This is a genomic window from Bacillus sp. FSL R10-2201 (genome assembly GCF_038008665.1).
GTDB lineage: Bacteria > Bacillota > Bacilli > Bacillales > Bacillaceae_G > Bacillus_A > Bacillus_A mycoides.
In genome coordinates this window covers 2,240,223-2,266,649 of record NZ_JBBOZP010000001.1, presented here as the reverse complement: position 1 = coordinate 2,266,649, position 26,427 = coordinate 2,240,223, and the positions used below count along the sequence as shown (strand labels likewise).

At 34.5% G+C, this 26,427-nt stretch carries 22 protein-coding genes and 2 other annotated features; of the genes, 6 read left to right on the top strand and 16 right to left on the bottom strand.

The features are described 5' to 3' along the window. Nucleotides 1–81 precede the first annotated feature (81 nt). The 3 genes from NSQ69_RS11710 to NSQ69_RS11700 all read right to left on the bottom strand — a co-directional run bounded on the left by NSQ69_RS11710 (nucleotide 82) and on the right by NSQ69_RS11700 (nucleotide 4,631). Nucleotides 82–948, bottom strand: a complete 867-nt coding sequence (locus NSQ69_RS11710; RefSeq protein WP_088045573.1) for an MBL fold metallo-hydrolase — start codon at nucleotides 946–948, stop codon at nucleotides 82–84. A 660-nt stretch (nucleotides 949–1,608) separates the two neighbouring features. Beyond that, complete coding sequence (locus tag NSQ69_RS11705) at nucleotides 1,609–2,964, bottom strand: RNA-guided endonuclease TnpB family protein (RefSeq protein ID WP_050000731.1); 1,356 nt, start codon at nucleotides 2,962–2,964, stop codon at nucleotides 1,609–1,611. 353 nt (nucleotides 2,965–3,317) lie between these two features. Beyond that, the gene (locus NSQ69_RS11700; RefSeq protein WP_002189551.1) at nucleotides 3,318–4,631 is read right to left on the bottom strand and encodes a hemolysin family protein; all 1,314 of its coding nucleotides are present in this window, start codon (nucleotides 4,629–4,631) and stop codon (nucleotides 3,318–3,320) included. 525 nt (nucleotides 4,632–5,156) lie between these two features. Here NSQ69_RS11700 and NSQ69_RS11695 point away from each other — a divergent pair. Together NSQ69_RS11695 and NSQ69_RS11690 are read left to right on the top strand one after the other, a co-directional pair. Continuing rightward, nucleotides 5,157–5,504, top strand: coding sequence for an ArsR/SmtB family transcription factor (locus NSQ69_RS11695; RefSeq protein ID WP_002109853.1), 348 nt, complete (start codon nucleotides 5,157–5,159; stop codon nucleotides 5,502–5,504). Between the two features lies 1 nt (nucleotide 5,505). Continuing rightward, the gene (locus NSQ69_RS11690) at nucleotides 5,506–8,007 is read left to right on the top strand and encodes a heavy metal translocating P-type ATPase (protein WP_050000729.1); all 2,502 of its coding nucleotides are present in this window, start codon (nucleotides 5,506–5,508) and stop codon (nucleotides 8,005–8,007) included. A gap of 166 nt (nucleotides 8,008–8,173) precedes the next feature. Here NSQ69_RS11690 and NSQ69_RS11685 read toward each other — a convergent pair whose 3' ends face one another. Together NSQ69_RS11685 and NSQ69_RS11680 are read right to left on the bottom strand one after the other, a co-directional pair. Next, nucleotides 8,174–8,872 (bottom strand): DUF7003 family protein, encoded by a 699-nt coding sequence (locus NSQ69_RS11685; RefSeq protein WP_002200539.1) that lies wholly within the window; start codon nucleotides 8,870–8,872, stop codon nucleotides 8,174–8,176. A gap of 436 nt (nucleotides 8,873–9,308) precedes the next feature. Then, nucleotides 9,309–10,013 (bottom strand): class I SAM-dependent methyltransferase, encoded by a 705-nt coding sequence (locus NSQ69_RS11680; protein WP_050000728.1) that lies wholly within the window; start codon nucleotides 10,011–10,013, stop codon nucleotides 9,309–9,311. 370 nt (nucleotides 10,014–10,383) lie between these two features. Here NSQ69_RS11680 and NSQ69_RS11675 point away from each other — a divergent pair, with 370 nt between their 5' ends. Next, nucleotides 10,384–11,121 carry a ZIP family metal transporter gene (locus NSQ69_RS11675; RefSeq protein ID WP_016120176.1) on the top strand — a complete coding sequence of 246 codons (738 nt, stop codon included), beginning with the start codon at nucleotides 10,384–10,386 and terminating at the stop codon, nucleotides 11,119–11,121. Nucleotides 11,122–11,203: 82 nt separating this feature from the next. Then, nucleotides 11,204–12,904, top strand: a complete 1,701-nt coding sequence (locus tag NSQ69_RS11670) for a pyruvate oxidase (RefSeq protein ID WP_016120175.1) — start codon at nucleotides 11,204–11,206, stop codon at nucleotides 12,902–12,904. A 45-nt stretch (nucleotides 12,905–12,949) separates the two neighbouring features. Here NSQ69_RS11670 and NSQ69_RS11665 read toward each other — a convergent pair whose 3' ends face one another. The 5 genes from NSQ69_RS11665 to NSQ69_RS11645 all read right to left on the bottom strand — a co-directional run bounded on the left by NSQ69_RS11665 (nucleotide 12,950) and on the right by NSQ69_RS11645 (nucleotide 18,973). Further along, entirely contained in the window at nucleotides 12,950–13,951 is a 1,002-nt protein-coding gene (locus NSQ69_RS11665; protein ID WP_002127307.1) for an ABC transporter permease, read from the bottom strand. Between the two features lies 1 nt (nucleotide 13,952). Beyond that, the gene (locus NSQ69_RS11660) at nucleotides 13,953–14,819 is read right to left on the bottom strand and encodes an ABC transporter permease subunit (protein ID WP_016120172.1); all 867 of its coding nucleotides are present in this window, start codon (nucleotides 14,817–14,819) and stop codon (nucleotides 13,953–13,955) included. Between the two features lie 224 nt (nucleotides 14,820–15,043). Continuing rightward, nucleotides 15,044–16,075 (bottom strand): alpha/beta fold hydrolase, encoded by a 1,032-nt coding sequence (locus tag NSQ69_RS11655; protein ID WP_002168430.1) that lies wholly within the window; start codon nucleotides 16,073–16,075, stop codon nucleotides 15,044–15,046. A 233-nt stretch (nucleotides 16,076–16,308) separates the two neighbouring features. Next, complete coding sequence (locus tag NSQ69_RS11650) at nucleotides 16,309–18,192, bottom strand: ABC transporter permease (protein ID WP_002012794.1); 1,884 nt, start codon at nucleotides 18,190–18,192, stop codon at nucleotides 16,309–16,311. 13 nt (nucleotides 18,193–18,205) lie between these two features. Continuing rightward, nucleotides 18,206–18,973 carry an ABC transporter ATP-binding protein gene (locus NSQ69_RS11645; RefSeq protein WP_002127303.1) on the bottom strand — a complete coding sequence of 256 codons (768 nt, stop codon included), beginning with the start codon at nucleotides 18,971–18,973 and terminating at the stop codon, nucleotides 18,206–18,208. 389 nt (nucleotides 18,974–19,362) lie between these two features. Here NSQ69_RS11645 and NSQ69_RS11640 point away from each other — a divergent pair, with 389 nt between their 5' ends. Beyond that, entirely contained in the window at nucleotides 19,363–19,845 is a 483-nt protein-coding gene (locus NSQ69_RS11640; RefSeq protein WP_002127302.1) for a DUF2975 domain-containing protein, read from the top strand. Between the two features lie 10 nt (nucleotides 19,846–19,855). Further along, complete coding sequence (locus tag NSQ69_RS11635) at nucleotides 19,856–20,074, top strand: helix-turn-helix domain-containing protein (RefSeq protein ID WP_002127301.1); 219 nt, start codon at nucleotides 19,856–19,858, stop codon at nucleotides 20,072–20,074. 165 nt (nucleotides 20,075–20,239) lie between these two features. On the opposite strand, the gene thrS is transcribed toward NSQ69_RS11635, so the two are convergent. The 6 genes from thrS to NSQ69_RS11600 all read right to left on the bottom strand — a co-directional run bounded on the left by thrS (nucleotide 20,240) and on the right by NSQ69_RS11600 (nucleotide 26,305). Next, a complete protein-coding gene (thrS, locus tag NSQ69_RS11630) occupies nucleotides 20,240–22,159 on the bottom strand; it encodes a threonine--tRNA ligase (RefSeq protein WP_341099247.1) in 1,920 nt (639 codons plus the stop codon). Between the two features lie 44 nt (nucleotides 22,160–22,203). After that, nucleotides 22,204–22,426 (bottom strand) — a binding site (T-box leader). A gap of 37 nt (nucleotides 22,427–22,463) precedes the next feature. Then, nucleotides 22,464–22,687: a binding site (T-box leader), on the bottom strand. A 121-nt stretch (nucleotides 22,688–22,808) separates the two neighbouring features. Further along, complete coding sequence (locus NSQ69_RS11625) at nucleotides 22,809–23,516, bottom strand: pseudouridine synthase (protein WP_002085707.1); 708 nt, start codon at nucleotides 23,514–23,516, stop codon at nucleotides 22,809–22,811. Between the two features lie 444 nt (nucleotides 23,517–23,960). Next, the gene (locus tag NSQ69_RS11615; RefSeq protein WP_002031902.1) at nucleotides 23,961–24,326 is read right to left on the bottom strand and encodes a VOC family protein; all 366 of its coding nucleotides are present in this window, start codon (nucleotides 24,324–24,326) and stop codon (nucleotides 23,961–23,963) included. Nucleotides 24,327–24,425: 99 nt separating this feature from the next. Continuing rightward, nucleotides 24,426–25,055, bottom strand: coding sequence for a YdbC family protein (locus NSQ69_RS11610; RefSeq protein ID WP_002085712.1), 630 nt, complete (start codon nucleotides 25,053–25,055; stop codon nucleotides 24,426–24,428). Nucleotides 25,056–25,079: 24 nt separating this feature from the next. Further along, a complete protein-coding gene (locus tag NSQ69_RS11605) occupies nucleotides 25,080–25,337 on the bottom strand; it encodes a PhzF family phenazine biosynthesis protein (protein WP_341099874.1) in 258 nt (85 codons plus the stop codon). Between the two features lie 149 nt (nucleotides 25,338–25,486). Then, nucleotides 25,487–26,305, bottom strand: coding sequence for a hypothetical protein (locus NSQ69_RS11600; RefSeq protein ID WP_002085716.1), 819 nt, complete (start codon nucleotides 26,303–26,305; stop codon nucleotides 25,487–25,489). Nucleotides 26,306–26,427: the final 122 nt, after the last annotated feature.

The following is a 26,427-nucleotide window of genomic DNA, read 5'->3' as shown; positions in this document are numbered from 1 at the left end:
TGAATTAACTTTCAATACTCTTTTTGTACAGTTTAATTATATTCAAATCAGAATAAGCTTCAATCTGGTTTGAGTTAGGTTTTACAGATTAACCATTTCATAACCATTTACAAAGTACGTTATTGTTTCTAGCTCATCTTCATTTAATTCTCTATCTAGTTCTTGTTTATATGCTGCCTTTATCTTCTCTTCATCGCCTTTATGAGTTTCCGTATAAGTTCCTACTGTTTTTAATAAACGAATCTCTCGCAAAAATTCATTTCGATCCATAGCTTCCCCATGTGAAAGAATATAGGTCTCGGCATCAAATTTCTCTAACTCTTGTATCAGTTTAAACGTTCGTTTCGTCGTATAGTTCCACTTAGAAGAAAAAATATCTGCATAAATACAATCTCCTAAAAATAAAATCTTTTCTTCTTTAATATAAATGACAACAGAGTCATGTGAATGGTTCCCGCCCACATGCTCTAACACACATGTCACATCACCAAGGTCTAATTCAAGTTGTTTCTGAAAGGTTAAGGACGGCGGAAGAATTTGAATATTTCTTGGTTTTTCACTGAACTCTTTTTTTATACAGTCCGCACAAAATTCAATTTCTGTACCTTCTTTCACTCGTGTGTCCAATGCCTCATCCGACCACTCATAAGAAACAAGTGTGTTCATCTCTTTTTTTGTTTCAAAATGTGCGATAGACAATGCATTTTGTAATACAGGCAATCCAAAAATATGATCCCAGTGCCAATGCGTTAATGCTACAAAATCAGGATTTGAGATATTTTGCTCTTTTAGCATTTCTAAAAACAATTGTGTATGTGCTTCTGAATTACCTGCATCTATCATCAAAGTCTTTTCTTTTCCAACTACCATTCCTAAGATAGGTCTATCAGTCTCGGAAACAGGTGTCATGTACCAAAATGCGTTTCCTATTTTTTTAATTTGCTGCATAACTATTGCCTCCATTTTATGAGTATGTAACAATTTCCAGCCGAGAAAATTCTTTATTTTGTATTTTGATTACTATTAAATAACAATGTCAGAAATAAAATCATTCTACATTTTTTATTATCTAGTGAAATACAAATACTAATTTTGACAAGGGAATCCTTTCTCAACATTTGTTACTTTTAATCTATTTTACGCTACGAATTTACATTTAAATTATATTACAATTTGTATAAATGAGATACATTTTACAATATCGAAGGAGTGTTGAACCTGGAATGCAAAGGAACCAATCATTCCCTATTTCGGTAATGTGTTAACAGGTAAAAAGTTGATCAATGAATTTAATAAGGAGGGCTACCATGTTATCAGCTGAGTCAACTATCCCCACTGAGATGAAGCGTTTCAGTGGGGGCTTGAGTTAGAACGCTAGGTCTTTTCATCTATCACTAGACAGTTGACGCTCTAGCATTCATGCCACCTCACAGTAACACCCCAAGTATGTTTTTGGTTGGTACTAGAAACGAATAATCGTTTCCCCACTTGCACCACCCTTTCGAAAAAGAGCAGTTCTTCCTTATAGAAGAAGCCACCACTCAGATGAATCCGGCGTGTGCTACAGGCCCCGACAAGTCGAGTACACATGGATGGTTGACACACCCACTAAGCTATGCGCGAAGCAAAAGCCCTACGTTTTTGCACTTTTAATAGAATCGGCGTTTTCACTTTGAGATTGTCATCCAATTGTACAATTTTTGATTTTTCCAATGTATTCAATGCACCATTAATATCAGCATGGATACATGTTCCTGATTTACTTTGATACAGACCACGAGTGATTCGTTTGCCACTAAAGCGATAATGAGTCCTATCCTCCTTAGACCAAACTGGAATCTTATCTTTATCAAGAAAACTAGCTTTTGAAGTATAGCTTTCTTCTTGTTTTAAAAATCGTATACCTTCTTTTATACATTTATTCTCAATCGCTGCAATCAGTTTATGAAATGGGATTTGAACAAATTTTTGATTATTCTTTTTCCCCATATCAGATTTTTGTTTCCAACCAGTGTTATACCCTACGACAACCATATCTATGTTACATGCTTTCACTTTTTTGAACAACAAGCCGACAGTTTGTGAAATGTAACCATTTATTTGTCGTTCCCGTTTATGCCAAAGTGCAGCCATTTTGTTCGTTACAACTCGTTTAGAAAGTCCATTTTCCACATTTTTCAGTTGGAGATTACGTATCATTTTGTTGAAGTACTGGTTAATAGATTTTAGTTTTTTTCCATCAATTAAAAATGCATCACCTGTATTTGTTACGCAACTTAATAATCTATCTACACCTAAATCGCAACTCAAAGCGTTACTAGTAGTCGTGGATGGTTTCTTCATTTGAGAAACGTGCATTTCATATGTGTAATGCACCTCAAAGAACCGACCTTTTTGCTTCGGTACAATCTCAATGTAGGAGATTTTTTTATTTCTTACATTTTTAGGCATACGTATTTTAATGGAACCGAATTTTTTCCTGAATGCAACATTCATTGGAATCATCCAATACCCGTTATCATCCACTTTTGGAACTTGATAGATTTCAATAATTCGTTTGTCAGTTGAACCAGAATAATTCGGAAACTTAGGACGACCTGCGAAGGTTTCAGGTTTTTTCTTCCACTGTTCCAATCCTTTAAAAAAGCTTTTTACTTCTGTAAATAAGGATCTACGAATCGCTTGAACAGAGTTTGATTGAATGCCCCAGTAATTCATATCGGCTTGCATGGCAGTGTCCACTTCTTTTACAGTAGCCATCTTGTTATTATTCAAGTAACTTTGTTTAATTGTGTATAATCCAACATTTCGCAACGCTTTTGAACTATGTGACATGCGTTGCAGTAAGCGAAATTCTTTCGCAGTAAGGCAAGCTCGTCCGATATTCTGTTTCTGCGTGAATCGTTGTATGTTTTCTCTTTTCTTTTGTTTACGTAATACTTTCACTGCTTTCTTTCTAGCCATTGTTTTCACCACCTTTCTCAGAGGGTTTATTAAAATCATTAGTTACTTTTAACAAATCAATACTTGGAACAAAATGTGAACATGGTCTTCATCGTAATTCCTTTTAGCGCAAGTAACCGAATGATTATTATTATCCAATTTCGTTGTCTTACGATATATTCCCTCCTTATCTAAGGGCAGATTATATCGTAAGACAAAAAGAAACAAATATTCGCCCTCAAAAAATTGTTATGAACGAAACAAAAGAGTTCAGCCTACCTTCTGACGGCAATTCATCTACACCTGAATTGTTGGGTTTCACCCGTAACACAAATCAGATGGAGTCTTCTTGCCAAAAAGGATAAAAGCAGCAACTATACAGTTGCTGCTTCCAACATTTCTTTTTGTATTTCAACACGTTTGATTTGGTGAGGGTCTTTAGAAAGAATTTTAAATGCATATCCTTCGCTATTCACTGTTTGCCCTTCCTGGATATCATAATTCTGCATCAGAATCCAACCACCAATCGTGTCAACATCACTATCATTCATATGTAATCCTAGTAAATCATTTAATTCACTAATTAATACTTTACCTTCTACGACAACATGACCTTCCTTCATTTGTTGGATGGGAGGACGCTCATCTTCATCGTATTCATCACGGATTTCTCCTACAATCTCTTCCAGAATATCCTCAATGGTTACAATACCAGCCGTACCGCCGTATTCATCATATAACACAGCCAACGGAATACGTTTCTTTTGCATTTGTAGTAAAAGATTATGTATTGGTATGGTCTCAATTACTTCAATTACTGGACGCGTATACGATTGAATAGAACTGAATTCTTTTGCTTCCTTATTCATATAACGGATAAAGAAATCTTTCACATTCACCATACCAATGATTTCATCTTTATCTTCCCCAAATACTGGGTAACGTGTGTACTTTTCATCACGGATTATTTTCATATGGTCTGCTAAAGAATTATCTACATGTAGCCCTATAATTTCTGTACGAGGGACCATGATTTCTTTCGCAATACGATTATCAAATTCAAAAATATTATTTACATATTTGTATTCAGCTTGATTAATTTCTCCACGTTCATAACTTTCAGAAAGAATCAATCGTAATTCTTCTTCTGTATGTGCTACATCATGCTCTGATGCAGGTTTTAAGCCGAACATTCCTGTTATCATCCTTGCAGAGCCATTTAACAAGCGAATAAACGGATACATGATTTTGTAGAACCAGATAAGCGGAGCCGAAAGTAATAAAGTAACCTTCTCAGCCTTTTGAATCGCAAATGTTTTTGGTGCTAACTCACCAACTACAACATGTAAGTACGTCATTATAGTAAAAGCAATTCCTAAAGATAATACACCTGCAATAGAAGGATTAATGTTCCACTTATCAAATAAAGGATGTAAAAGTCTCTCAATCGTTGGTTCACCTAGTGCCCCGAGGCCCATTGCTGTAACTGTAATCCCTAATTGACAAGCTGACAAATATTCATCCAAGTTTGATGTCACTTTCTTAGCTGCCAGCGCACCCTTCTTTCCTTCTAATACAAATTGATCAATCTTTGATCCTCTTACTTTTACAATAGCAAACTCAATTGCCACGAAAAATGCAGTACATGCGATTAAAACCGCTACCATGATTAAATTAAATATGTCCAACTAATTCCCTTAGCTTCCTTGAAACTAAAGGATTCACCTCCTGATATATTTTCTCTTTCCATACCTACAATTTCATACACATTAACATGAGATTGTATACAATCTACATTCTCAAAATGATGAGGGGTACTCTGAGAAAATCGAGGTCATTTAGCCACCTATCCGAGTCAACATCTGAGTCCAATATATTTCCACCGCCTTGATTAAATTATCTATATGTTAGCATGAGAAATAAATCCCAGTCAATGTTTACATTTGAAATACCCTGAAAATTAAACAAAGAACTTCTCTCCCCTGTTTCCTAAAATTTCTTAATGCGTGCACCAAACACTATAACATACCCTTCGCTTCCACTAACTATATTATTTTTTATTCATTATTTACATTCCTTCTCACAGCAAAAAACAAAGCTCAGTAATTTTTATCAGACTTTTCGAAAACATTTTGACACACATATTAGCCAATGCTAATATGAATAAAGAATAAACATATTAGTTATTACTAATACGAATGGAGAGGATACGATTGTGTAACTCAAATGACTTAGATATAAAAGCCAAATTTATTCGAGGCTTTGCTGATAAAACTAGACTTCAGATTCTTCAATGTATGTTAGATGGTGAAAAAACGGTATCCGAAATTGTAGAAATCACTAAAGGAAATCAGTCAAATATCTCACAACACCTAAACTGTTTAAAAGGATGCGGCATCATCCTAGGTAGACAAGAAGGAAAGTATGTCTACTATTCTTTACGCAGTACACAAATTGAACAGTTACTTACAATGTTCGATGTTGTCTTTCATGAGGTGCAAAATGAAGTAGCATCATGTGATAAAAACGATGGTTGTTTATCTCAAAAAGGAGAGAACTGATATGACAGATAAAAAGGAGAGCGAAAAACAAACAAATTGCTGTGAAAATTCTTCCATAGCATCCACAAAAGAAGAATTAGCAACGGAAACTGCATCTTGTTGCTCTTCCAAAAAAGAGATTCCTATTGTGCCAATTGTTAAAAACACTTCTTGTTGTAATGGTGAAACCAAAACTGAAAAAGAAAAAACTACAAAAGAAACATCGTCATGTTGCTCTTCTAAAACAGAGATTCCAATTATCCCTATTACTAAGGAAACCTCTTGCTGTAGTAGTAACAACAATTCTATTAAAACTGAAACTTGTTGTTCAGCTGAATTAGCCCTACAAAAAGAATCAATGACATCAAAATCTTCTTGCTGTAGTGATAGCTCATGTGAAGATCCATCACCTCTTCTTAATACTCAGAAAATATCAGGAGATGGCGTACAAACTTATCTTGTAGAAGGTATGGATTGCGGTGCATGCGCTTTAACAATCGAAAAGCATCTACACAACGTTTCTGGCGTAGAGGAAGTTCGAGTAAACTTCGCTACTGGAAAAATGCATATTCGTCATGACCGAAATGTGGATGACATTATAAAAGAAGTATCTAACGCAGGCTTTGAAGCCACTTTAGCTGGAGCTCGTAGAGGATCAACACCTGTTTCAAAATCAAAAAATACAACTTTGATTCTCTCAGGATTATTTTTAGCTTTAGGATTTGGAGGAAACTTTACAAACATATCCCCTCTTCTTATTACACTTCTCTATGCGGTGAGCATTGGTATTAGTGGTTATAAACCTGCTAAAAGTGCCTTTTATGCAATTAGAAGTAAATCACTCGATATGAACGTTCTCATGATATCAGCCGCTATTGGTGCCGCATTAATTGGTCAATGGCTAGAAGGCGCAACAGTTGTTTGGCTATTTGCATTAGGGGCAACGCTACAAAATAAATCTATTGAACGCACAAGAGAATCTATTCGTGGATTAATTGATTTAGCCCCATCAGAAGCTTGGGTAAAAATTGGAACTGAACTTATAAAAAAATCTGTTGATGATATTGCAGTGAATACAACGATTGTTGTAAAGCCAGGTGAAAAAATCCCATTAGACGGCACAGTTATAGGAGGTACTTCTACTGTAAACCAAGCGCCAATAACTGGTGAATCTATCCCAATCGATAAACAAATTGGCGATTCCGTATATGCAGGAACAATCAATGAAGAAGGTTCGATTGAGATTACAGTAACTAAACTTGTTGAGGATACTACATTATCTCGAATTATTCATCTTGTAGAGGAAGCACAGGAAAATAAAGCACCGACAGAAGCATTTGTAGATCGTTTCGCAAAAATCTATACACCTATCGTTTTTGTATTAGCAATTGGTGTCATAATTATCCCTCCCCTTCTTGGTATGGGCGAATGGATGGAATGGTTTTATAAAGGATTAGAACTTCTTGTTGTTGCGTGTCCTTGTGCTTTAGTTATCTCAACTCCTGTTGCTATTGTATCTGCAATTGGAAATGCAGCAAGAAACGGTGTACTCATTAAAGGTGGTACTGCTCTAGAAATCGCAGGTTCATTAAATGCTATTGCGTTTGATAAAACAGGAACATTGACTGAAGGAAAACCAAAAGTAATGCATGTACGCAGCGTAGATTGTACTGAAGATGCGTTATTATCCATCGCAGCAACAATTGAAGAATACTCTAATCATCCCATTGCCAAAGCAATTACAGCATATGCGAAAGAGCATCAAACTTCTATCCAAAGCGGAACAGACTTCCGCACCATTGTAGGAAAAGGTGCGCAAGTAACGATAGATGGCGAAACATACTACGCTGGAAATAAAGCATTATATGAAGGTTTTGGAGTTTCACTTCAAATGTGGAACGAACCGATTCAGGAGATGCAAAGAATTGGTCAAACCGTGATACTTGTTGGAACGAACAAAGTCATTTTAGGAATGATTTCAGTAGCAGATTCCATTCGTTCTACTACTTATGGAACAATTCAAGAATTAAAACAATCAGGTATTCGGGAAACTGTTATGTTAACAGGAGACAATGAAGGAACCGCAGAACACATTGCACAGAAAGCAAAAGTAGATCGCTATTTTGCTAACTTACTTCCAGAAGATAAGGTTCATTCTGTCAAACAACTTCAATCTGAAGGAAAAACAGTGGCTATGATTGGGGACGGCATAAATGATGCCCCTGCCCTCGCTACTGCAAACCTAGGGATTGCAATGGGCGGTGCAGGAACTGATACCGCAATGGAAACGGCAGATATTGTATTAATGGCAGATAATCTTGAAAAACTTCCTTATACAATGAAACTAAGTCGGAAAGCATTGCACATCATAAAACAAAATATTTGGTTCTCATTGATTATTAAATTTATCGCCCTTGCCTTTATCTTCCCAGGTTGGCTTACTCTTTGGATGGCTGTCCTAAGTGATACAGGCGCTGCACTTATTGTAATCCTTAACAGTATGCGTTTATTACGGAACAAATAATAAGATAAGGAGCTACTGAGTAGCTCCTTATCTTATATACAAATTGAATTAGGATGTAGAAATGTTATCATTTAGTGGACGTTTACAAAAATAAGCGTTACTGCGAGAACAGCTGATTTACTATGAACCTATACCAACACATTCTATCTTTTCCTCATCTTCTGATTTAAAGATCATCCTCTTCTTGTTTTTCAAAATCACTCCATGTCCAATTGGTCCAATCATTATTTACTTTCCCTACAGTTATCAAATTCACATTATTTAATTCAATCGCTTTAGCTAAACTTTGAAAGAATATGCTCTCACTCGGTTTTTGATCATCACTAACATCAGGATGTTCCCATTCTTCTGTTTGATAAAATAGATTTGGTTTAAATTCTGCATTGATTTCATCTAACATGTCCGAGGGCTTTATCCAGAATTTCTCCTTATATACAGAAGTTAAATAACGAATAAGTTTGGTAGGATGAAATGAATCCGTTTCAATTCCTAAACGCTTATACTCTTCTACCGTTGGTGTTAAGGTAATATGTTCTCCTTTCAACAGTAGCTCCATATGAAAAGGATCTACAAGGAAACGATCTTCATCATCGTACCAATACTCTTCATTTACCAGCGTTAAGATTTCATCAAAACATGAAAAAAACCCTTGCTGTCTCATGCTATTACTATACACATAGAAGTTATTCGATATCTCAAGGTTTGCATCAACGCCCACAACCTCAAATACAATGAACCACTTGTCTTCCTCTCGAAAAACAGATATTCTGGATTGTGCTAAGTCAAAATTATAGTTATCAAGTACTGGAAAATCAAACTCCCCCGCGTACCTATCTAGTGTTTCAAGTATTTTTTCTGCTTTCATAACATTACTCTCCATAAAGTTAGTATAGTAAATTTTTATTACATTCGTTTTTCTTTATTTAACTCATAAACATTATCTAAATACCAGGACATTTTTTTATGTCCCTCTAAAATGGCAAATATCCAGTTTTGTTTATTTGTATATTATATAAAACTCTAATAGCACAGTAAACAACATTTGATTATGACGCTATCCTTCATTTTCTCTATAATTGTATTTTCACAGTCCCCACCGTAACACCCCACTGCAGCTCCTCTTATTCTTCCTTACAATAAAAACAAAGACACATAGTCTATTGTTAATGTGAAATACAGTTTGATCATTTTTTCTAATAACTTACTATATAAGAAAAGACGCGTTTCTATATAAACGCGTCCGATTGTTATATTCTTAGGAGCACTTCTTTATGTCACTTATCAACTAATACTCAGCATCCCTATCTTTTCTTCCGGCAAACTACCACCATAGAATAACAATCCTCCTGCAACTCATTCCCATCCCAATCATTGTATATATGTAACAATTCAAATCCATTCTCTACTAGCAATCTTTCTAACTCCTGCGGATACGTATAGCGAAGATCAATCGTTGTCTTCAATTCCTCTACTAGCGTATTATCCTCATAAAACCTTCTTGTTGTTATGTAGTGCTGTATTTGCTGAATTGAATCATAATTCAGCTCAGTATATAAATCACATCTTCTTCCCTTTTCATCTGTAATAGTTGTCCAATATTCTTCTGTAGATGGTTGCATTAATTCTTCTTTTGAAGGAAAACGTGTATCTAATATAAATATACCATTCTCAGCTAATGCATTATGAATAGATGTTAACAACTGATTTTGATGTATATTCGTAAGAAAATGCTGGAATCCATGGCCAACCATATATGCTAACGGAATTGTTTCTTCGACGCTCAATTGCAAGCAGTCTTGTTGTAACCACTTTATATTCTTTAAACTCGCAGATTTACTCTTCGCTTCAGCAAGCATTCCTTCATGTATATCTATACCAATCATTTGATATCCGTTTTCTATGAATGGAATTGTAACTCTCCCTGTTCCACAGGCTATATCTAGAATCCATTCATTTTGTATATTTAGTTTTTGCACCCATGATAGTAAGAACGGAAAATCTGACAAACTTTTATTTTCTACATCATACCGTTCTGGATTCTCACATTCGGATAAAGTGAAACTTTAATCAGTGGGGAGTGTCCATCCCCCACTGATTATTAGTTGAACCAATCGGGCTTTTACGGGCAGTTGACCTCCCGTCTAACTGCCTCGTATTCCCTGACTTTTGAGATGGGAGTCTTATTGCCCGTTAAAGCGGGATAAACTCCATTTTGTTTGCAATCTTATTCCCCATTTCGCATCTTCTGTTAAATTCGATATATAGATTATAACGAGTTGATAGATTTTTCTCTATAATCAAACATAATTATTTGGACTAATCTCCCTCCCCCATCAGTAAGCTGAAATTAAGGGTATAGAATCGGAGTGTGATAATATGGAACGTCTATGGATTCCAATAATCGTTACGTTTTTTTCGTTCGGTGGATTACTATTAGGAGGTGCTGTTGGAGTAGTAACACGCCAACTAATTGAAGAAAAGATGCATCGTTTATACGCATTATGTGGTGGGATTTTACTTGGATTATTATCACTTGAAATTATTCCTGAAACATTTTCAAGCTATGAAATAATTGGGCCTATGCTCGGTATAGCTATCGGTATTTTAGTTATGAGCTTATTAGATAACTATTGCCATCATCCGATTATACATAAGAAAGATCAACAAGCATGGCAAACCTTCCTTTTTCTTTCTTTCGCTATATTCATTCATAATATGCCGAGTGGATTTGCGTTAGGAACAGCGTTTATAAATCATAATGACTCTGCCATTCCTTTCTTACTTGCGATTGTCATTCACCATATTCCAGAAGGGTTAGCTTTAATTATTCCATTTCTCTTTACAAAACATAAATACATTTCATTTTTATTAACAACTTTATTACTTTCTCTTATCCTAGGGACCGGTACTGTTTTTGGCATTATGATGGACGGGAAAGCTCTCCATTTACAAGGACTTATTATGGGAAGCGCAATTGGTTCTCTTGGCTATGTCACAATTCACGAAATGCTTTGGAAAGCAAAAAAACAGCTACCTTTCCTTCCGTTTCTATCGTGGTCTATTAGTGGATTTTTACTAATAACAGTCTTCACTCTTTTCACTGGACATCACTAAAACAAATAAGTTATATTACTTGTATATTTTTCCTTTTTCTCCAAAACATAATAGTATCTACCTATTATAAGGAGGAACGATTATGTTTGGTAAAACAGCCGGTGAAGCATTAGTGGATCTTTTAATTGACTGGGGTGTAGAACACATATATGGTATGCCAGGAGATTCCATCAATTCTATAATTGAAGCTTTAAGAAAAAAACAAGATAAAATTAAATTTATTCAAGTTCGCCATGAAGAAGCTGGCGCGTTAGCAGCGGCAGCCTATGCAAAATTAACAGGAAAACTTGGTGTTTGTATGGCTATTGCAGGACCTGGGGCTATTCATTTATTAAACGGTTTATACGATGCCAAACTCGATCAAGCTCCCGTACTAGCAATTTCAGGACAAGTAGAAACCGATTTACTCGGAACGGATTTTTTCCAAGAAGTAAACTTAGAAAGAATGTTTGATGATGTTGCCGTTTATAACCAACGAATAATGTCAGCTGAACAGTTACCTGCTGTAGTGAATCAAGCTATTCGAATGGCATATACAAAAAAAGGTGTATCAGTTCTTACAATTCCAGATGATGTTCCGAAATTCGAAGTGAAAAATGGTGCACGTATTACAAACTCTTCCTTTACATTACCTGAAATATTTCCGCAAGAAGAAGATTTAGCTATAGCAAAACTCGCACTTAATGAAGCTAAAAAACCTGTTATTTTAGCCGGGAAAGGAGCTAAACATGCAAGAGAGTCTTTGCTTGCATTTGCAGAACATATCGGTGCTCCAATCGTACTTACATTACCAGCTAAAGGGATTGTTCCTGATGAACACCCTCTTTGTATCGGTGGATTAGGATTAATCGGAACGAAACCTTCTTATGAAGCAATGAAACATGCAGATACTTTAATTATGGTGGGCACTTCTTATCCGTTCACTGGTTTCTTACCCGAAAAAGCAAAAACACTTCATATTGATACAGACCCCGCACAAATCGGGAAACGTTATACGACAGATATCGGCTTAGCTGGTGATGCTGATAAAACATTAAAATGGTTAATTGAAAATGTAGAAAAACACGAGGACCATTCCTTCTTAGAGCATCATCAAGAAATGATGAAAAAGTGGGAAGAAAAATTACACAATCAAGAAGAAGATTCTTCGACTCCAATTAAACCACAGCGAGTTATGCATGCACTGCAGAAAGTAGCAGAAGATGACGCAATTCTTTCAGTCGATGTCGGAAATGTAACAGTATGGACTGCAAGGCACTTCCGCATGACAAACCAGAAATTTATCATTTCTAGTTGGCTTGCAACACTTGGCTGCGGTTTACCTGGTGCACTTGCTGGAAAAATTGCTTTCCCGGATAAACAAGTGTTTGCAGTTTGTGGTGACGGCGGATTCGGAATGACAATGAATGACTTCGTAACAGCTGTTAAATATAAACTGCCAATCGTTGTCGTTGTATTAAACAATAATAAAATTGCTATGATTAAATTTGAACAAGAAGTTATGGGAAATATTGAATTTGGTACAGACTTAACGAATCCTGATTTCGCAAAATATGCTGAGGCGTGCGGTGGTATTGGATACCGTGTAGAACAGTTAGATGACTTACTTCCCGCCTTTGAAAATGCAGTAAAACAAAGTAAACCATGCATTATTGATGTAGTTGTAGATGTAAATGAAGCACCAATGCCAGCAAAAATCACATTTGGTCAAGCAGCCGGTTATACGAAACATATGATAAAAGAATTATTTGAAGAAGGTAAGATTGATTTACCACCACTTTAAAGAAAAAAAGATAGCTGAAAACAATTTGTCTTCAGCTATCTTTCTTTATTTTTGTACCTCTCTATGAAATGAAAAATCATTCACGGTAGGCTGTATTTGTTTCTCTACTTTCACTTCTTCCTTCTTCCGATTCGCTCTTCTAACATTCCCTAGCTTAATCGCATCTTGCATACTATTACTAACTAGATTTCCCGCTAAAATTGTCATGCTATAAAAAGCAATTGGTATAAGTACAATCCATGTATGTGTGGTTAAATGACGGAAGTTTTGACCAATTAGGCCAGTCCATTCTTTTGTTACACTATCTGCTTCTGTACCAAAAATTATTGTTCCGCCAAAAAATAATTCTAACAAACCAAGGTGCAAGAGGATTAATAAAGTACTTACAAATTGCTGGGCTACTAATAAAAGAAATGATGGTAACATATGCGGCCATACATGGCGTTTCAACCTCTGCCACTTACTTCCGCCGAGCACAGTGGCCGCCAACATAAATTCTTCATTCTTAATACGTTTTACTTCTTGCGCCACATACAACATAACAGTCGGTACAGCAAGGCACGCAAGAACTATAATTTGAAACGCAACCCGTAAATGAAACGGAGCAGCCTCCTCTCCACTTTCGAACGTTAAAACTGAATTTAACATAAAATAGGAAATCATAATCATTGGTACAATACTAAACGGATCAAAAAAAGATGAGATAACTGGAAATGAGCGTTTACTGTACATACCAAGTAATAAACCAATAGCTCCTCCAATTACTACACGTAAAACTGCGATAACGATACTTGCACCAACTGTCCATTTCGCTCCTTCTATTATTAACTGGAACAGGTCACGGCCTTTCTCATCAGTTCCGAACCAAAATTTACTCGACGGTGAAAACGGAGCAGCCTCTAATTCTCCTTTTTCGTTATACATCATCGTTAGTTCACGAATATTCCCATCGAAAAACAGCGTATTTCCAATACTAACAATCATTAGTACACTCAAAAAAGTAACACCTAGCCAAAATCTCACATCTCTTTTTACAACTTGCCACATGTTACACACGCTCCTTTATAACATTTTGTAAAAGCGTATGTAATAAACGAAATAGTATAAAAAGCGGTACGTATAATAAAACTAAACTCACTGTAAATATTTCTAATTTCGAATTTTCTTTTACGAAAACGAACATACCGTACGTATTAAACAGCCATTCAATAATATATAAGTTTGATAACATAAATAAAATATTCGTTTTTGCGTAATAGACTGTTGTTAACAGGACATTTCTTGAAATATGGTGCATCAAAATATGTCTTAAACTTAGCCCTTTACTCTTAGCAAATATACTATAATCTTTCTCTAATTCTTCTCTGAAACGTAATAGTAGTAACTTAATAAATAATAATGTTGTAGGTAAAGTAAGGCATATTATTGGTAACAGGCGAGCCCTTTCCTCTCCAAGTCCTGCAAATTTCACTGGCATAAAACCTGTCTTTTGAAAGATTATTACTACTAGAAGTTGAGATAATAAAATTAATAAAATGTCCGGAATACTTTCAAGTGCGACGAAAATCCCATTCCACATACGTTGCTTTGATTGAAAGCGCTGTAATACCCACACAACGATAAGATACGCAATGAGTAAAGATAGTATAAATGCCGAAATAAATACAAACATTGTTTCTACATAATGAATCCATATTTGTGGAAATAACTTTCTTGAATTCCGAAATCCATACGTAATTTCACCTGGTTGAAGTAACTTCTCTCCAAGAAACACAACTGTGTTCCAAAAACCGATTAAATCAATTTGTAATCCCTTAAATAAACGCGGTAGTGCCCCTAAAAATAGAATACAAATAAGCGCCGCAAATAATTGTAAACATGTAACCCCACACCACTTACCAATTCGAATGAACATAACTATTACCCCTTCTGTTTAAATGAATATTCAGAAATTAAAACTATGTATAGTACCTATACCTTTTAATAAAATAACTCCTCTCTCGACAAAACATATCGATTCTCGTCATTTCTCTGAAGTTGTATTATATCTTTCGACTATTATCCAACATTTTCCTTCTCGCTCGATTATATACTATAAAAAAGCACTTATTTTTAAAATAAGTGCTTTTTTATTTAATTTCATTTTACGAATGTATCACACAACCACTCATAAAACTTTTCCTTCTCTTCAAATTGAGGGTAATGTGCTGAGTTTTCAAAAGCTATAAATTCTTTTTGATTCGCCTCAATTCTATCAAAATACTGTTTTGCTGCATGAAATGAAGTATTATAGTCATATTTACCCATAAGAAAATAAAGCGGTAGATTCAGCTTAGTTACTTTAGTAGATAATGGATTCTTTAAATCTTTTTCTAATAAGACAGTTTGAGAATGTGATAATCCAACGTTATAACGAATTACGTCTAACAAGTTATATTCATTACTAAATAGCATCCTCATGTTATCACCATCTGGATTTTCAATGAGTCTTGATGTTCCACCATATTTCGCAACATAATTTCGCGGAGTGTATGTATCACCATTTTTAATTTTTTCGGTTAACCCTTTTAAATAGGAAACCTCATCTGTATTCCCCGCATTTTGTGCCTGTTCAATAACATAGTTTAAGCTATCCATTTCACTTTCTACTGTATCGCTCATCTGTCCAATGCCAATATATGCTTCATATTTTTCAGGAGCTTTGTTGGCAGCCTGTATTCCAATATATGTACCATAAGAATGGCCTATTAAAATTACTTTTTCTTTGCCTAGACGTTTTGAAACGTAATCCGTCATAGCTAATAAATCCTCCACGAGTAGATCTGATGAAAGGTTAGAATAGTCTTCAAAGAAATGATACGATTTTCCACTTGCTCTTTGATCGTAATTGACAACCGTGAATTTCTCTTCCAATAAGTCTTGGTATTTTTGAGCATATGGTATTTCCGAAGAACCTGGTCCACCATGAACAAAGATAATAACTGGATTACTCTTATCTTTGCCTCGTATCATAATTTCATGACCAGTTCCATTTATCTCTACTTGTTCTAATGTACTTATACTGTTTTTGACCTTTATTTGTGAGGTCCATGTAGGAAATACCAACGCTATGATTAGTAATAGTATAGTAATGACTCCGATAAGTTTTATTAATTTTTTTATCTTCCTCATACAACGTTTCCTTTCCTGTAAATTTATAAAAATATCAATTCCATCTAAATTTGTTTGTACATTATTAGTCTCCCATACACTTCTTAACTTTCCACTACATAAACCCTTAACATTTCCTTAATTTTCTATATATTCATTGCAGAAAGACTTGAAAACATCTCGCATACACGTATTTATGTATCACAAGCACAGAAAAAAGCCCTTGTTTTCATAACAAGGGCTTTTTCGTTAAACTATTTCACCACTTCTTCTTTCGGCATTACCATACCTTTATAAAGTTGGACAGTAATCCAATAATAAATGAAATAAATTACTATGAAGATTCCTATTGGCATCCACACTTTTACAAATGGGTCAACTAATATGAAACTGAATAAGTTAAGCCCTACTAAAACGTGGGAGATTCCAATAATTGCTGGGAATATAAATAAATATGAGATTTCTTTATATATACTTTTTGTTAACATACTACGTCTCACACCGATTTTTCGTAGCATTTCATAACGGCGTACATCACGAGAAGCGCCTGTTAATATTTTGAACATAAGAGAACTCGCCATCATTGCTAAAAACGCAATTCCAAGGAAAAACCCCATAAACATTGTTCCGCTCATGAAACTGTTCATGAACTGATAAATTGTCATTTTCGTATATAGTTCTACTTTTGCGCCTGTTGTTTTTTCAATTAATTCTTTTTGTCTCTTATCTATATCGAGCAACAATGGTTTATATTTTTTCATATCATCTACTTTTGCTAATGTTACAGTATGTTCTGTTCCTTGAATTCCTTTATAACGCTCTTCATCTGCAATTCTTACAGGTTTTCCGTTAAATTGATTATGTGTAATTTGTATCTCTCTTACAACCGCATCTTCCCAATCTTTTGGCATACGAGGAAGCTTATTCGCTACTTCAGGAGCTTCCAAAGCAGAATAGACAGGTTCAGTTAAAGGTGTAGCCACACGTTTACGAGCAGGTTCTTTTAAAGTCTTTGTATCAAAATGATCTGAAATAAGTGGTGGTTTTTCAGTTAAGTCGTTACGTAAATAATAAACCGCTTCTCCATCTACTTTATACTTATACTTGCTTTCTTCAACAATTTCCATTTCTTTTAATGCCGCTTTATCTTGTTCATTTGGATCATGAATTACGACATCATATACACGTGAGAAGTCTGTCATAATGCCTACATTCTTTTGAAACGCCATACCTGCTGTCATTGCACCTGCACCTAATGCAATTAACATCGCTACAGTGCCTAGTACCCTCGATAAACTAGTTACTCGAAAACGTAACTGTGCATAAGTAAAACTATTTAATCCCGTTTCATTTCGTTTTTTATTCCCCTTAATTTTCATTACAAAAAGTGGGAGCAACGAGCTAAAAATGAAATACGTTCCTACTGTCGTAACAATTGTCGCTATTATAAATCCTAGTTCAGCAAACATTTTTATATTCACCATAAAATAGTATCCTGTACTTACTAGCAATACACCTAGTACTGTCATAATAACAGTGCGAGTCTTACTTTTCTTCACCTCATCTTGCGTTTCATCTTCACGTATTAACTCTAATTCTGTTTTACGTAATAATCGGAAACTATTCATTAAACCAGTAATGAAAAATAATATTAAGAAGAAAATAGATGTAACTAATATAGCTGGTGTGTACACAGATGCGTAATTACCTTTTGCTGAAATTTCCATTCCATTCATTAAAAAATTTCCTGCTACACTAGCAAGTACTATTCCTACTAAAATACCGATAATAATACTGACAATCCCCATACCAAAAGTCTCAATAAATAATAATTGCGCTACTTTTTTCTTTTTCGCTCCAAGCATCATGTACATACCGAGTTCTTTTCTTCTTAATGTAAGTAAAAAAGAATTGGCATATATGATATAAAAAACTGTAATGAAAGAAAGCAATATTGCACCAACCCAGAAGACGAGCCTAATACTACTAATAAGACTATTATCTTTTGTAAATTCACTATTCATCGCCATCGTTTGGAACATGTAAAAAATACTAATACTAATGACTAGACCAATAAGTAAAACCATATAATCCTTTAACATTTTTTTCATACTATGACGTGATAATTTAAATAACATAGTCTCGCCCCCCTTACTTCGACTCAGTTGCTGAGCCCATTTGGGCAAGCACACCTAAAATATCTTGATAGAAATTTTCTCGTGTTCCTTGACGTTTTAACTCTTTATAAAGAAGTCCATCCTGTATAAATAAAATACGTTCACAATAGCTCGCACTAAATGCATCGTGTGTTACCATCAAAATACTTACATTGTGATTTTCATGTAAATCTTGCATCGCTTCTAATAAACTTTTTGCATTTTTACTATCAAGTGCTCCTGTCGGTTCATCTGCTAATACGATTGCCGGATTATGTACTAAAGCTCGTGCTGCCGCTGTTCTTTGTTTTTGTCCACCAGAAACAGCAGTCGGATATTTTGTTAAAATTTCAGTAATCCCTAATTTCGTCGCAACCCCATTTACTTTTCCAGTAATCTCACTTGACGGTACGCCTTGCAGGGAAAGTGGTAAAGCGATATTTTCATAAATTGATAAATTTTCTAGTAGATTAAAGTCTTGAAAAATAAATCCTAGTTTTTGAGAACGAAAATCTGATAATGCATTCCCCTTCATAGAAGTAATATTTGTGCCAGCTATTGTTACACTACCACCTGTCGCTTGATCAAGTGTACTAATCACATTTAATAATGTCGTTTTACCAGATCCAGAAGGACCCATAATCCCTACAAACTCTCCTTCTTTAATACTTAATGAAACACCCCTTAATGCTTTTGACTGATTCTCATTTCTTTTCCCATACGTTTTTTCTACACTTTCTACAGTAACTACATTTGTTGACATCTCTTTCACTCCATCCCTTTTGTATAGTATAAATTCCCCATATATTTCTTATATTTTTCTCATAAAAATTCTTAAGAATTTTTAAATTTTCCAAATGCAGATTGAGATACATAAGAAATACAAACGATTTCTCTGCTTAATATTCTCACTTTTCTAAAATCCTTTCATTCGATTTCCCTTACATTTACCTTACATTTTTGTAAGGTTAAAAAAAACAAACCACTTCATAAGAGCATTTCTTTGGAATGAGAAATGCTTTTTATTGTTATCAAAATTTAAAAGATATTTCAATAAAAATAATAACACAATAAAAAACAATATATTTTTATTTCAAAACGATAAATAACATGATAAAATCATGTTGTTATTACATAAGTGAGGTGCTTTTTATGAAACAAGTTACGACACTCTTTTTAAAGCTAGCTATTATTTTTATAGGATTCCCAGTTCTTGCATTGTGCATATTTTTGGTGCCTAAGATTGGGAATTTCGCTGGAGAATTGTATCCAGATATTGCTTATATGAAATCTCTCGTTTTAATCGATATGTACGCGGCAGCGATACCTTTTTACTTTGCTCTGTATCAAGCTTTTAAACTTTTAAGCTATATTGATAAGAACCAAGCGTTCTCGGAATTATCGGTAAAGGCTTTAAAGAATATAAAATACTGTGCCATCACGATCAGTACCTTGTACTTGCTAGGTATGCCACTCTACTATCTCATGGCGAAAAAAATTGATCCTCCAAGTTTCATACCAATCGGATTGACCATCATTTTCGCCTCTATGGTGATTGCCGTTTTTGCTGCTGTTCTCCAAAGGCTTTTACAAGAAGCTATTAATATAAAATCAGAAAATGATTTAACGGTCTGAGGTGGAGAATATGACAATTATTATTAATATTGATGTGATGTTAGCAAAACGAAAAATGAGCGTAACGGAGCTTTCGGAGAGGGTTGGGATTACGATGGCGAATCTTTCCATTCTGAAAAATGGGAAAGCAAAAGCGGTTCGTTTTTCAACATTGGAAGCGATATGTAAGACTTTAGATTGTCAACCAGGTGATATTTTGGAGTACAAAAGCGACGAATACACTCAATAAAAACAAATAACAACTTTCTTCAACCAATGGGATTAGATTGTGAAATTAAGATGAAGGGATAGCAATTAAGCTATCCCTTCTCTGCGTTTATTATTGTTATTTAATATATCTTTAATTACTTTAACTTCAGTATTACATATTAATGGTGTGTTTTATTATCAATCTCTATTTCCTATTTTTAATTTCCTCTTTCATACTTTCCACAAACGCATCTAGTTCAACAACTTCTGACTTCTCTTCACCATATTTCCGTACATTTACAGCTTCGCTTTCCATTTCCTTATCCCCAATAACAAGAACATACGGAACTTTTTGCATTTGCGCTTCTCTAATTTTATATCCTAACTTTTCATCTCGTATATCTCGTTCGACACGAATTCCGGCTTGTGCTAATTTATCTGCAATCCTATTTACATATTGTTCATGCACTGCATTTGAAACTGGAATTACTTTCACTTGAACTGGTGCCACCCATGCTGGGAACGCGCCTCCAAAGTGCTCAATTAATATTGCTAAAAAACGGTCTAAAGATCCTAAAACTGCTCGGTGAATGACAACTGGTCTTCTTTTTTCATTATTTTCATCTATATAATTTAAATCAAATTTTTCTGGCATTTGGAAATCAAGTTGGACTGTTCCGCACTGATGACTTCTATTTAAAGCATCTTTAATATGGAAATCAATTTTCGGACCGTAGAATGCACCGTCACCTTCATTTAATCTATATTTATAATTTAACGACTGTAATACATTTTCTAATGCCAATTCTGCTTGCTCCCATAATTTATCATCACCCATTGAATCTTCTGGACGAGTAGAAAGCTCTACTTCATACTCGAAACCAAAAGTTTTATACACATAGTCAATTTGCGCCAACACTGATTTGATTTCATCTTCAATTTGTTCTGGTGTTACAAATAAATGAGCATCATCTTGGCAGAAAGTACGAACTCTTAATAATCCGTTTAAAGCGCCACTAAATTCATGTCGATGCACTTGACCGAACTCACACATACGAATCGGTAATTCACGATAAGAATGTAATTTATTTTTAAACATAAGCATATGGCCTGGGCAATTCATCGGTTTTAACGCAAAACTTTTATGATCTACTTCTGAGAAATACATGTTGTCTTTGTAATGTCCCCAGTGTCCTGACTTCTCCCATAATTCTTGATTCATCATAAATGGAGTACGCACTTCTTGATAATTGTACTCATTTTGAATTTCTCTTAAAAATGCTTCTAATTCATTGCGAATAATCTGTCCTTTTGGCAAGTAAAAGGGCATTCCCGGAGCCTCTTCCGAAAACATAAACAATTCAAGTTCACTACCTAATTTCCGATGATTTCTCTTTGCGGCCTCCTCAACAAAATGTAAATACTCTTCTAATTTTTGTTGAGAAGAGAAAGCAACACCATATATACGCTGAAGCACTTGATTGTTACTATCACCTCGCCAATATGCACCAGAAACATGAGTTAATTGAAATGCTTTCAAATAACCAGTAGATGGCAAATGTGGTCCTCTACATAAATCTACAAATTCACCTTGTTTATACAGTGTTACACTTTCTCCATTAGGAATTGCTTCTAAAAGCTCTAATTTCAAACTATCATTCATTTCTTGAAACAATTCTTTTGCTTCTTCTCGAGAAACCTCAACTCGCTCTATCTTTACATTTTCATTTATAATATTTTTCATTTCTTTTTCTATTTTCGGTAAATCTTCTACGTTTACACTACTTGGAAGATCCATGTCATAATAAAATCCATTTTCAATGACTGGCCCTACACCAAGGTTTACATCACCATAAATTCTTTTTACAGCTTGCGCTAATATATGTGCCGCAGAGTGTCTTGCAATTTTTACCCCTTCATCTGAATCCATAGCAATGATTTCAACTTTCGCACTTTCTTCAATGTTTCGTCGTAAATCAAAAGACTTATCATTAACTTTTCCTGCGACTGCTTTCTTTTTCAAGCTACTACTAATTGCCCCAGCAATTTCTTCTAAAGTAATGCCTTTCACAAATTCTTTAACGCTACCATCTGGAAATTTAATTTCGATCATCTGTTCTTTCATTTTTCATCTCTCCATTTCATAATAAAAAGCACACTCATCCCTAAAATAGGGACGAGTGTGCTTTTACCCGTGGTTCCACCCAGATTCCCATCGCAAATATACAATGGCTTCTTTTACGGTAACGTCGTTTACACGGCACTAGATACTTGATTTCCCCAGTGCAGCTCTAAGGTGGTAAGTTATTTTACTGCGTTAGGAAGTTCTCAGCTTTTCTTCCTTCTCTGTATAACCGTTTAAAATAACTCGTGTCCTTTTCTTCGCTTATTATGAAATAAAATATAAAAAAGCATATTCATCCCTAGTAAATAGGGACGAATATGCTTATATTCGTGGTTCCACCCAGATTCCCATCACAAAAAACATAATGGCTTCTTTTGCGATAACGTCGCTTACACGGCACTAGATACTTGATTTCCCCAGTGCAGCTCTAAGGTGGTAAGTTATTTTACTGCGTTAGGAAGTTCTCAGCTTTCCTTCCTTCTCTGTATAACCGTTTAAAATAACTCGTGTCCTTTTCTTCGCTTTTGTAACAATTACATTTATTGTTATTTAATATATCCTATTCATTTTATTTTTACAAGTGTTAAAAATATATTTTTTATTCAAAAAAAAGAAACCAAAAACATTTTTTGGTCTCCCCTTCTCTTTTTTACCAATCTTGTGGTTCGTAATTTAAGTCTGAAAATAGGCGTTTTTTCTCTTTTTTCGATAAATCTCTCCACTGTCCGACTGGTAAATTATTCAACTCAATATTCATAATTCTCGTACGTTTTAACGTGTATACTTGATAACCCAAAGCTTCACACATACGGCGAATTTGACGATTTAGCCCCTGTGTTAAAATAATTTGGAACTCATATTTTGATAACTGTGTTACTTCACAAGGAAGTGTTTTTGTATCTAAAATTTTAACACCTGCTGCCATTTTCTCTAAAAACTCCGGTGTAATCGGCTTATCTACTGAAACGATATATTCTTTCTCATGTTTGTTTTCAGCACGTAAAATCTCATTAACGATATCGCCATCATTCGTTAACAAAATTAAACCATCTGAGTCTTTATCGAGACGTCCGATGTGATTAATTCGTAAAGGATGATTCACTAAATCGATAATATTACCTTTTACGGCTTTTTCACTTGTACATGTAATACCTACTGGTTTATTTAAAGCGATATACACATGGTCTCGAGCAATACGAAGTTGCTCTCCATTTACTCGTACGTCATCACCTGGATTTACTTGGTCACCAATTTTTGCAACCTTACCGTTAATAATTACTTTTCTCTCGTTAATTAACTTATCTGCTCCACGTCGAGACGCTTTTCCAGCTTCACTAATAAATTTATTGATACGCAAGTTAGGCACATCCTTTTCATAAAAAATTTCAAGCTCACACTGCTTCTACCGTACAATACAAAAGGGTAAGCCTCCTATTATAACTTAAATATATTAACATGAAAGGGTATATGACGTCTTCACTTAATTACATGTTTACACGAAAATAATTGGTCCTCTTTTCCTTTTCACCTCAAACTGTTTAGCAGTCAATAGATTAACCCTTGAATATAACATCATTTATTTACTTTTTTCATAGATAATATACCGATATAAGTTTGATTAATCATGCCTAAATAACTCACAATATGTGAAAAATAAAAAAGAACCCTTTTGAAAATAATCAAAATGGATCCTTCTTCAACTAAACGAATACTAGTTTTTATACAAAAGTGTTCAATAATTATAATCTTTGATAGAAAACATCGTTCAACAAACAAAATAATCTCGAACTCCCCTAATTTTTTACGCTTCACTATTTTCTTCACATACTCCAAAAAGAAGCCCTTGATTATCTATACAATAAGCAAAGTAACCCATATTAGGAATAGCAGTTTTAGGTACAACTACTTGTCCACCATTTTCAATAACTTTATTTATGTACTCATCAACTGAAGGTACTTCAATCGAATTAGTTGTCCTAGTAGCACCATCAGGTGATTTCATTAATCCACCATCGATACCAGGTCTATCACTCTCACCTGTAATTATGAACCAATAGTCATGTGGCCCAGGCATTTTTTCAAACTTCCATCCAAAACTATTTGTATAAAATTGAATAGCTTCTTCAGGGTTTGGGACTTGCAATTCAAATCTTAAAACTCTACTCATTTAAATATCTCCCCTCTTATTCTTGTACAAAGTAATTATACAAGAACTAATGTTCTGTATCGAATTTTTCGAAACTAGCTACTTTAATAAGTTCTAACTTTATTTAGAAGCGGCAACAGACCATTCTTCCTCCCGAATAACTCTCTTCCCATTTATATTTTCAACATACTCATTTACATTTGCTAACTGATATAACTCTGGGAAAATTTCTTTCATATAGAGTTCATGTGCTATTTCATCTTGCCAATACGTTAATACTATGTAACGATTTTCAGTCTTTAAAGACTTCCCAACAACTCCACCTAACATTCCTTTTGCATTTTCCATTCCTTTATTCCAAATTGTTTCTTGCGTATGTAAAAAATACTTTTCTTTTCCTTCTTTCACATCGCAAATTGCAACTCTTACAAATGATCCTTGTGCAGTTACGTCTTTCAAAGGAGTTTCTGTTATATCATACAACGTTTGAAACATTTCAATATTACAGGAAATATATGTGCCTTCTTGATTACTATTTAAAAAAATTGTATCATGAGCATCATTCATGAATGATTGATATGCATTTCTATCTTCCCATAAAGTATATACACACGCTTCCCCTTCATTCCACCCACCAAATTGTCCATAGAATCCGTCTAAATACTGTAAATCACGCCATTTTTCTTGCGCATCAGAAAACAATTCCCTTTTCTCTTCTTCCACCTTGCAAAATATTGTTTTTAATAGCATTTCTAATCCCCCTTATGATACGGTTCATTTCCCACTTGCAATACTTTCTATTTTTCCACCAATGCAAACATTAATTTTACTCTCAATCACCTCTGCTTGTATGTGTATTAGAGAATGGCGATTTATCTCATACCCTTGTTCAACATGCATATTTATCTTTTCCGTTCCAAGATAACGATATTTTATAAGATACGCCGCTAAACATCCATTTGAGCTTCCTGTTGCCATATCCTCTGTGATTCCATAATAATCTGCAAAATCACGGACATTAAGATCATTGATTCCCTAACTATAAAATCCCTAATTTCCCATAAATAACGCAAGTTGATTACCTGAATACTTGCCTTGCGAGAATACATCCACAATGTAAAAATCCCAATATCTCTTCTATTCTTCAATACAACCTGTTTACATAATGAAATTATAGTTTATTAAATTTGTATATTTTTCAAAGAATCCTCTGCTTTTTCTATCAACCAATCACCAAACGTATCTAAAAATGATAAGATTTCTTCTATATCTTTTATCGGTTCAATTACATATTGTAGTGCTTTCCTCATATTTTTTTCTTGTTCGGGAAAATGCTTACTAAATAACTCATATGCTGGATATAAGTCCCTGGAATACAGCCCTTCTCTATCAATTGTTAATGCTAGACCTGCCCTGACTACAATCTTCATGATCCAACGACAACAATCCTCTATATCATCTACGTCCTTATTATGAATTAACTCTTCGTGTGTTTGTTCAATTTGTTTCCGCAAATGAATGAGATGTTCATACACTATCTCCTGACTTACTTTATATTTAGGTAAATATAATTTTACGTCTTCACCTAATATACATACACTATGTGTCTGAATCATAAATCCTATAAAAGAAAAATCCTCTGAGTTTATTACTTCTTTTTCACTATAAAAACTTAACTCCACTCCTGATATACAATTAAACTGCTGTGTAATTTGGACTTCTAGCTCCTTTCTCCAGCTTAAGTCAATTACTTGAGGATTCTTTCGAACTAATATAATCATATCTACATCTGCAACCCCTTCTATCCCAATCCCTCTTGGAATAGAACCCCTTATATAAACACTGTGCAAATCATCCCGCAAAAATTGACAACAAGTATCCTTTATTTCTTGTATTACCTCCAAAAACACAGGCTGAATTTTATTAAAATGTGCATCGTTTATAATAAATCCTTCATCATCCACAGGACAAAAACGCCCTATTTTTTTTATTCTTGGCAATTTATCAACTCATTTCCCTATAAAATATTGGTTTATTCCACACATACAACAATTATAATTCAAATAATTCAGAATTGAAAATTTGAAAGTAAGACATAAATAATCCTACATTGTTACGTCCT

Coding starts and splice junctions, on each gene's coding strand:
- NSQ69_RS11655 (WP_002168430.1), bottom strand. CDS start 16,075: ATGAGGAAGATAAAAAAATTAATAAAACTTATCGGAGTCATTACTATA.
- thrS (WP_341099247.1), bottom strand. CDS start 22,159: ATGAAAGAACAGATGATCGAAATTAAATTTCCAGATGGTAGCGTTAAA.
- NSQ69_RS11665 (WP_002127307.1), bottom strand. CDS start 13,951: ATGTGGCAAGTTGTAAAAAGAGATGTGAGATTTTGGCTAGGTGTTACT.
- NSQ69_RS11610 (WP_002085712.1), bottom strand. CDS start 25,055: ATGCTATTAAAAACAATATTTTGCAAGGTGGAAGAAGAGAAAAGGGAA.
- NSQ69_RS11675 (WP_016120176.1), top strand. CDS start 10,384: ATGGAACGTCTATGGATTCCAATAATCGTTACGTTTTTTTCGTTCGGT.
- NSQ69_RS11710 (WP_088045573.1), bottom strand. CDS start 948: ATGCAGCAAATTAAAAAAATAGGAAACGCATTTTGGTACATGACACCT.
- NSQ69_RS11635 (WP_002127301.1), top strand. CDS start 19,856: ATGACAATTATTATTAATATTGATGTGATGTTAGCAAAACGAAAAATG.
- NSQ69_RS11640 (WP_002127302.1), top strand. CDS start 19,363: ATGAAACAAGTTACGACACTCTTTTTAAAGCTAGCTATTATTTTTATA.
- NSQ69_RS11660 (WP_016120172.1), bottom strand. CDS start 14,819: ATGTTCATTCGAATTGGTAAGTGGTGTGGGGTTACATGTTTACAATTA.
- NSQ69_RS11645 (WP_002127303.1), bottom strand. CDS start 18,973: ATGTCAACAAATGTAGTTACTGTAGAAAGTGTAGAAAAAACGTATGGG.
- NSQ69_RS11685 (WP_002200539.1), bottom strand. CDS start 8,872: ATGAAAGCAGAAAAAATACTTGAAACACTAGATAGGTACGCGGGGGAG.
- NSQ69_RS11615 (WP_002031902.1), bottom strand. CDS start 24,326: ATGAGTAGAGTTTTAAGATTTGAATTGCAAGTCCCAAACCCTGAAGAA.
- NSQ69_RS11670 (WP_016120175.1), top strand. CDS start 11,204: ATGTTTGGTAAAACAGCCGGTGAAGCATTAGTGGATCTTTTAATTGAC.
- NSQ69_RS11705 (WP_050000731.1), bottom strand. CDS start 2,964: ATGGCTAGAAAGAAAGCAGTGAAAGTATTACGTAAACAAAAGAAAAGA.
- NSQ69_RS11690 (WP_050000729.1), top strand. CDS start 5,506: ATGACAGATAAAAAGGAGAGCGAAAAACAAACAAATTGCTGTGAAAAT.
- NSQ69_RS11650 (WP_002012794.1), bottom strand. CDS start 18,192: ATGTTATTTAAATTATCACGTCATAGTATGAAAAAAATGTTAAAGGAT.